7 protein-coding genes are annotated in these 6,018 nt (G+C 73.0%); 5 read left to right on the top strand and 2 right to left on the bottom strand.

Annotation, left to right across the window (positions count from 1 at the left end):
• Positions 1–522 (bottom strand): alcohol dehydrogenase catalytic domain-containing protein (locus J7E93_RS10440; protein ID WP_215067707.1); only part of this gene is annotated, 522 nt, incomplete at its 3' end.
• Between the two features lie 11 nt (positions 523–533).
• On the bottom strand, positions 534–1,688 hold the full coding sequence (locus J7E93_RS10435; protein WP_215067698.1) for a mandelate racemase/muconate lactonizing enzyme family protein: 1,155 nt from the start codon (positions 1,686–1,688) through the stop codon (positions 534–536).
• Between the two features lie 231 nt (positions 1,689–1,919).
• On the opposite strand from J7E93_RS10435, the gene J7E93_RS10430 reads away from it, so the two are divergent.
• The 5 genes from J7E93_RS10430 to J7E93_RS10410 all read left to right on the top strand — a co-directional run bounded on the left by J7E93_RS10430 (position 1,920) and on the right by J7E93_RS10410 (position 5,897).
• On the top strand, positions 1,920–2,690 hold the full coding sequence (locus J7E93_RS10430) for an IclR family transcriptional regulator (protein WP_215067697.1): 771 nt from the start codon (positions 1,920–1,922) through the stop codon (positions 2,688–2,690).
• Positions 2,687–3,541 (top strand): SMP-30/gluconolactonase/LRE family protein, encoded by an 855-nt coding sequence (locus J7E93_RS10425; protein WP_215067695.1) that lies wholly within the window; start codon positions 2,687–2,689, stop codon positions 3,539–3,541. Before J7E93_RS10430 ends, J7E93_RS10425 begins: the two co-directional genes overlap by 4 nt.
• A 130-nt stretch (positions 3,542–3,671) precedes the next feature.
• Positions 3,672–4,730: a LacI family DNA-binding transcriptional regulator gene (locus tag J7E93_RS10420; protein ID WP_215067693.1), complete on the top strand. Its 1,059-nt coding sequence runs from the start codon at positions 3,672–3,674 to the stop codon at positions 4,728–4,730.
• Positions 4,714–5,244 carry a SigE family RNA polymerase sigma factor gene (locus tag J7E93_RS10415; RefSeq protein ID WP_215067692.1) on the top strand — a complete coding sequence of 177 codons (531 nt, stop codon included), beginning with the start codon at positions 4,714–4,716 and terminating at the stop codon, positions 5,242–5,244. The genes J7E93_RS10420 and J7E93_RS10415 overlap by 17 nt, the downstream gene beginning before the upstream one ends.
• Positions 5,244–5,897: a hypothetical protein gene (locus J7E93_RS10410; RefSeq protein WP_215067690.1), complete on the top strand. Its 654-nt coding sequence runs from the start codon at positions 5,244–5,246 to the stop codon at positions 5,895–5,897. The genes J7E93_RS10415 and J7E93_RS10410 overlap by 1 nt, the downstream gene beginning before the upstream one ends.
• The last annotated feature ends 121 nt before the right edge of the window (positions 5,898–6,018 follow it).

Raw genomic sequence — 6,018 nt, 5'->3', positions numbered from 1 at the left:
GCCGCAGCCGACGACCGCGACGCGCTCACCGGGGCGCGGGCGCCCGGCCCGTACAGCGGCGGCGATCACCGCGGCGGGTTCGAGCAGCGCCGCCGCGCGCAGATCGGCGTCGTCGTGCAGCGGGTGCAGCAGGCGGGCGGGGACGACGACATGGTCGGCGAAGGCGCCGGGCTCGGTGAAGCCGGTCTCCGCGTAGCCCGAGGTGCACAGGCTGGTCTCCCCGCACCGGCACCGCTCGCACGTCCCGCAGGCGCGGAAGCCCTCGGCGACGCACGGGCGGCCCAGGAGCGAGGGGTCGACGCCCGGCCCGACGGCGTCCACGGTGCCGGACCACTCGTGGCCGGGGACGACGGGGTAGCGGACGTACCCGGGATCGCGGTGCCCGTCGTACAGCTCGCGGTCGCTCATGCAGACGCCGGCGGCGGCGACCCGTACCCGTACCTCACCGGGACCGGGCCGGGGCAGCTCCCGTGCGACGAGCCGGTGTTCACCGGGCTTCTCGACGACGATCGCCCGGCTCACCTCGGCGTCGCTCACTTCGGCTTCCTCTGCTCCCAGCCCTCGGCCCACAGGTCGAAGCGGGCCCGCTGCTGTGGGAATTCGGCCGCCGCGTCCACGTCCAGCTCGACCCCGAGGCCCGGCGCGTGGGAGACCTCGAAGCAGCCGGTCTCCGGATCGACCTGCGGCGCACCGCGGACGACCTTCTTGATCTCCGCGTCGGCGAAGTCGTTGAAGTGCTCCAGGATCTTGAAGTTCGGCGTGCAGGCGGCCAGTTGGAGCGAGGCCGCGGTGAGGACCGAGCCGCCCACGTTGTGCGGGGCGACCATCATGTAGTGCGTCTCCGCGGTGGCCGCGAGCTTGCGGGTCTCCAGGATGCCGCCGATGTGCCCGAGGTCCGGCTGGATGATGTCCACGGCCTGCGACTCGAAGAGCTCCCGGAACTCGATGCGGTCATGGATGCGCTCGCCCGTCGCGATGGGCATGTCGACCTTGGCGGCCACCTTCTCCAGCGCCTTCAGGTTCTCCGGCGGTACGGGCTCCTCCAGCCAGGCGGGGCGGAAGGGGGCCAGTTCGTGGGCCAGCCGCACCGCCGTGGACGGCGAGAACCGCCCGTGCATCTCCAGCATCAGCTCCGTGTCCGGGCCGATCGCGTCCCGGACCGCCTCGATCAGGGACACCGCGTACCGGGTCTTCTCCGCGTCCAGTTCGAAGTGGCCGGTGCCGAACGGGTCGATCTTCAGGGCCCGGTAGCCGCGGGCCACCACCTCCTGCGCCGCCTTGTGGTAGGCCTCCGGAGTCCGCTCGGTGGTGTACCAGCCGTTCGCGTACGCCTTCACCCGGTCGGTCACCTGGCCGCCGAGCAACTGCCAGACCGGTACGCCGAGCGCCTTGCCCTTGATGTCCCAGCAGGCCATCTCGACGACGGCGATGCCGGACATCACGATCTCGCCGGCCCGCCCGTAGTCGCCGTACTTCATGCGCCGGACGAGGTCCTCGACCGCGAACGGGTCGGAGCCGGCGATGTGGTTGGCCTCCGCCTCGCGGAGATAGCCGACCAGGGCGTCGGTGTGGCCCAGCATCCGTGTCTCGCCGACGCCGGTCAGACCCTCGTCGGTGTGCACCTGGACGTAGGTGAGGTTCCGCCAGGGGGTGCCGACGACATGTGTGGTGATTCCCGTGATGCGCACGGTGGTTGCCCCTCGGTCTCGTCGTGCTGTTCGTATCGTGCTGTTCGATATTTCGTCACACGTTCGAAATGATGGCGAGACCGTATGCGCGCTCCCGGGGGGTGTCAATGCCCTGCGGCCACGAGAGGGAAAGGGGACGGGCATTGCCCGCGAACGGCGGGATGGTTAGCCTGTGTTCGTGATTCCGGCCAGCGGCCGAAATATCGAACACGGAAGGGGGGATGAGCGGTCATGGGTCGGCTCGTTCCAGCGGTGACCAGGGCGTTCGACATCCTGGAACTGTTCCTGCACGGACCGGACACACTCTCCGCGCCGGAGGTGATCCGCGACCTCCACCTTCCCCGCACCACCACGCAGGAGCTGCTCACGACCCTCGCCGCCCGCTCCTACCTGCAGTCCGTCCCCGATCAGCCGGGCCGCTACCGGCTCGGCGTCCGCAGCTACCAACTCGGCAGCCGCTACGCCGAGCAGCTCGACCTCGCCGCCGAAGGCCGCAACGCCGCCCGCGAGGTCGCCGACACCTGCGGCGAGACCGTCCATGTCGCCGTCCTCGAGGACATGGACGTCATCTACATCGCCAAGGCGGACTCCAGCCACGCGGTCCGCATGGTCTCGGCCGCCGGGCGCCGGCTTCCCGCCCACTGCACCGCTGTCGGCAAGATGCTGCTCGCCTCGCTTCCCGAGGCGGAGCTCGACGCCCGCATCGAGGGCCGCGAACTGACCGGCATGACCCCACAGAGCATCACCACCCCGGACACCCTGCGGGCCGCTCTCGCCGAGACCCGCGCCCGAGGTGTCGCCGTCGAACACCGGGAGTCCAACCCCGAGGTCAGCTGTGTCGCGGCGCCCGTCCGGGACCGGTCGGGCCGGGTCGTCGCCGCTCTGTCGATCTCCGTCCCCGTCATCCGCTGGAGCGAGGAGCGCGAGCAGGAGCTGGTCGAACTCGCCGCCGGCGGCGCGGCCGGACTCTCGCGCCGGCTCGGCCACGGGAACGCGCGATGAACCGCCCGGCACGGATCGAGGTCGCGGTCCGCGAGGACGCCCTGCTCGGCGAAGGCCCCACCTGGGACCCGGCGGCGGCCCGGCTCCTCTGGGTGGACATCCTCGGCCGGCGCATCCACACCTTCGAACCCGGCAACGGCCGCCGCTCCGTCACGGCCGTCGCCCAGCACATCGGAGCGGCCAAACCCCGGGCGGGCGGGGGCCTGGTGGCCAACCTCAGGGACGGCATCGGACTGTACGACGCGGGCGGCGCGTTCTCCTGGCTGCGGCACGACCCCGTACCGGGCCGACGCGGAAACGACGCGGCCGTCGCCCCCGACGGAAGCCTCTGGGCCGGCACCATGCGCTACGACGAGGGACCCGGCGGAGGCAATCTCGTCAGGATCGCCCCCGACGGCACCGCGACCCCGCTGATCGAGGCGGTCACCATCAGCAACGGCATCGGCTGGAGCCCGGACCACTCCCTCACCTACTACGTCGACACCCCCACCCGACGGGTGGACACCCTGCGCGTGGAGGACGGCACGGTCGTGGAGCGCAAGGAGTGCGCGACCGTCGAGCCGGGCGCCGGGTTCCCCGACGGCCTCACCGTCGACGCGGAAGGCTGCGTCTGGGTCGCACTCTGGGACGGCGGACAGCTGCGCCGCTACACCCCGCGCGGCGACCTCGACCGCATCGTCGAACTCCCCGTGCCCCGCCCGACCGCGTGCGCCTTCGGCGGCCCCGGGCTGCGCGACCTCTACGTCACCACGGCACGCACCGGGCTCACCGACCCCTCGCCGCTCTCCGGCTCCCTCCTCGTCCTGCCGGACGCGGGACAGGGGCTGCCCGGCACGCCCTTCGCGGGCTGAGCCCGCCCGACCCTCGCGCGACGCCCTTCTGGACACGCCGCTGAGCCGCCGCTTAGGGTCGGGACCGGAGCGCCGGAGACCCCCCCGGCCGGCCCGCCCGGAAACCGCCGCGGAGAAGTCAGAGAAGTCCATGGTCACCCTCGCCGATGTCGCCCGCCACGCCGGAGTGTCGGCCAGCACGGTCAGCTACGTGCTCAGCGGCAAACGGTCCATCTCCGCGTCCACCCGCGAGCGCATCCAGCGCAGCATCGACGAACTCGGCTACCGGCCGCACGCCGGCGCCCGCGCCCTGGCCAGCAGCCGGACCCAGATCCTGGCACTGATGATGCCGCTGCGCACCGACCTGTACGTGCCGGTGATGATGGAGATCGCCATGGCCGTCACCACCACCGCCCGCGCGCACGGCTACGACGTCCTGCTCCTCACCGGCGAGGAGGGCCCCGAGGCCGTACGCCGGGTCGAGGGCAGCGCCCTCGCCGACGCCATGATCGTCATGGACGTGGAGCTCGACGACCCGCGCCTGCCGTACCTGCGGCAGACCGAAAGGCCAGCCGTCCTCATCGGACTGCCCGCCGACACCACCGGGTTCACCTGCGTCGACCTGGACTTCGAGGCGGCCGGCGCGCGGTGCGTCGACCATCTCGCCGACCTCGGGCACCGGCAGATCGCCGTGCTCGGCGAGCCGCCCGCCGTCTACGAACGACGGACCGGCTTCGCCGAGCGCACCCTGGCAGGACTGCGCGGCGCGGCCGCCGAACGGGAGGTCGGCCTCCTGCACCGCCCCTGCGACGGCACCTACACCGCCGTGGCGGCCACCGTGGACCGCATCTTCGAGGAACGCCCCTCGACCACCGCACTCCTCGTGCAGAACGAGGCCGCCGTCGAACCCCTCCTCGGCCTGCTCCGGCGCCAGGGCCTCGCGGTGCCCGAGGACGTCTCGGTGGTCGCCGTCTGCGCCGCCCAGGTCGCCGCGCAGGCCTCCGTACCCCTCACCTCCGTCGGCGTGCCGGCCCAGGAGATGGGACGGCGCGCCGTGGAACACCTCGTCGCCCACCTCGACGGGCAGCGGACCACCGGAACCGTTCTCATCGCCCCGGACCTGACCGTACGCGGCAGTTCCGGCCCTGCCCCCGTCGCCGGACCGCGGGCCGGCCGCACCGAGAGAGCGGGCCGTGGACACAGCGGTTGACGACCGGGCGACGGAGTTCCACGCCTTCTTCGAGCGCCACTACGCCGAACTCGCCCGCCTCGCCCACCTGCTGACCGGCGAGGCCGATGCCGCCGACGATCTCGCGGCGGACGCGATGGTGGCGCTCTGGCACCGCTGGGACCGGGTGCGCGCGGCCGAACACCCCGTCGCCTACGCCCGGGGCGTGGTCGCCAATCTCGTCCGCAGCCGGATCCGGGGCGCCGTACGGGAACGCCGCCGGGTCGCGCTCTTCTGGGACCGGCGCTCCGAGCACACCGACGACCCGGACATACCGGTGGTGGTGGACGTCCAGACCGCGCTGCGGGCCCTGCCGTTCCGCAAACGCGCCTGTGTCGTCCTGCGCCACGCCTTCGACCTGTCGGAGCGGGACACCGCGCTGGCCCTCGGGGTCTCGGTCGGTACGGTCAAGAGCCAGACCTCGAAGGGCATGGCGGAACTGCAGCGGCTGCTCGGCCCGCGAGCCGCCACCGAACTGGTCGGAGGGAGGAACTGATGGACGACGCCACACTGCGCCGACAGCTGCGGGAGGCGGCCGGCTCCCACCAGCCCGACCACGCCCACATCCTCGCCCGCGTCGAACGCGGCATCGCGGCGCCGCCGGAGCCCACCCGACGCCGCCGGCTCCCGGCGAGCCCCTGGACGCGCAGCCTGGCGGTGGCCACGGCCGTCGTCGGGGTCCTCACGCTCGGCGGCGCCGTCGCGACCACCGTGCACCGGGCCCCCGCGCCGGTCGCCACGATGCCCGCGCAGCACCCCCCGCTCCGTGCGGCCGGCTCGCTCGACCCCGGCAGCAACCGCTGGTGGGCCCAGAGCAACATCACACTGACCGCGCAGGCGCCCCTGAGCGCGCTCACCGTCGAGCTGCGCATCGCTCGGACCGGCGGCGTCGCGAGCACCGGCCACTGGCGCACGCTGCCCGAGCAGGACTTCACCGTCTCCGTACGCGAGGAGGGCGCCGCGCTCGTCTACCGCTGGACGCTCAAGGACGGCCGCACGGTGCGGCCCGGACGCCATGTCTTCGCCGGCCAGTACAACCACGCCGAGGGCGCCCGCGACATCGCCGCCGACGCGTACACCATCACCACGACGGACGCCCACGGCCGACGAGCCGAACTGCGCGGCGACTTCAGCGCGCCCGCACGCTGAGCGCGGGCCGTGGAAAACGCGGAACGGCCCGGGAACGGTCCTCGACCGCCTCGACCGCCTCGACCGCCGGCCTGAGGACGGCACGGGGAGGGGCGACTCAGGGGTCGAGCCCCTCCCCGCG

Source organism: Streptomyces sp. ISL-36 (assembly GCF_018614205.1).
Taxonomy (GTDB): Bacteria; Actinomycetota; Actinomycetes; order Streptomycetales; family Streptomycetaceae; genus Streptomyces.
The sequence above is the reverse complement of the archived record's forward strand: the minus strand, read 5'-3'. Positions and strand labels throughout refer to the sequence as shown.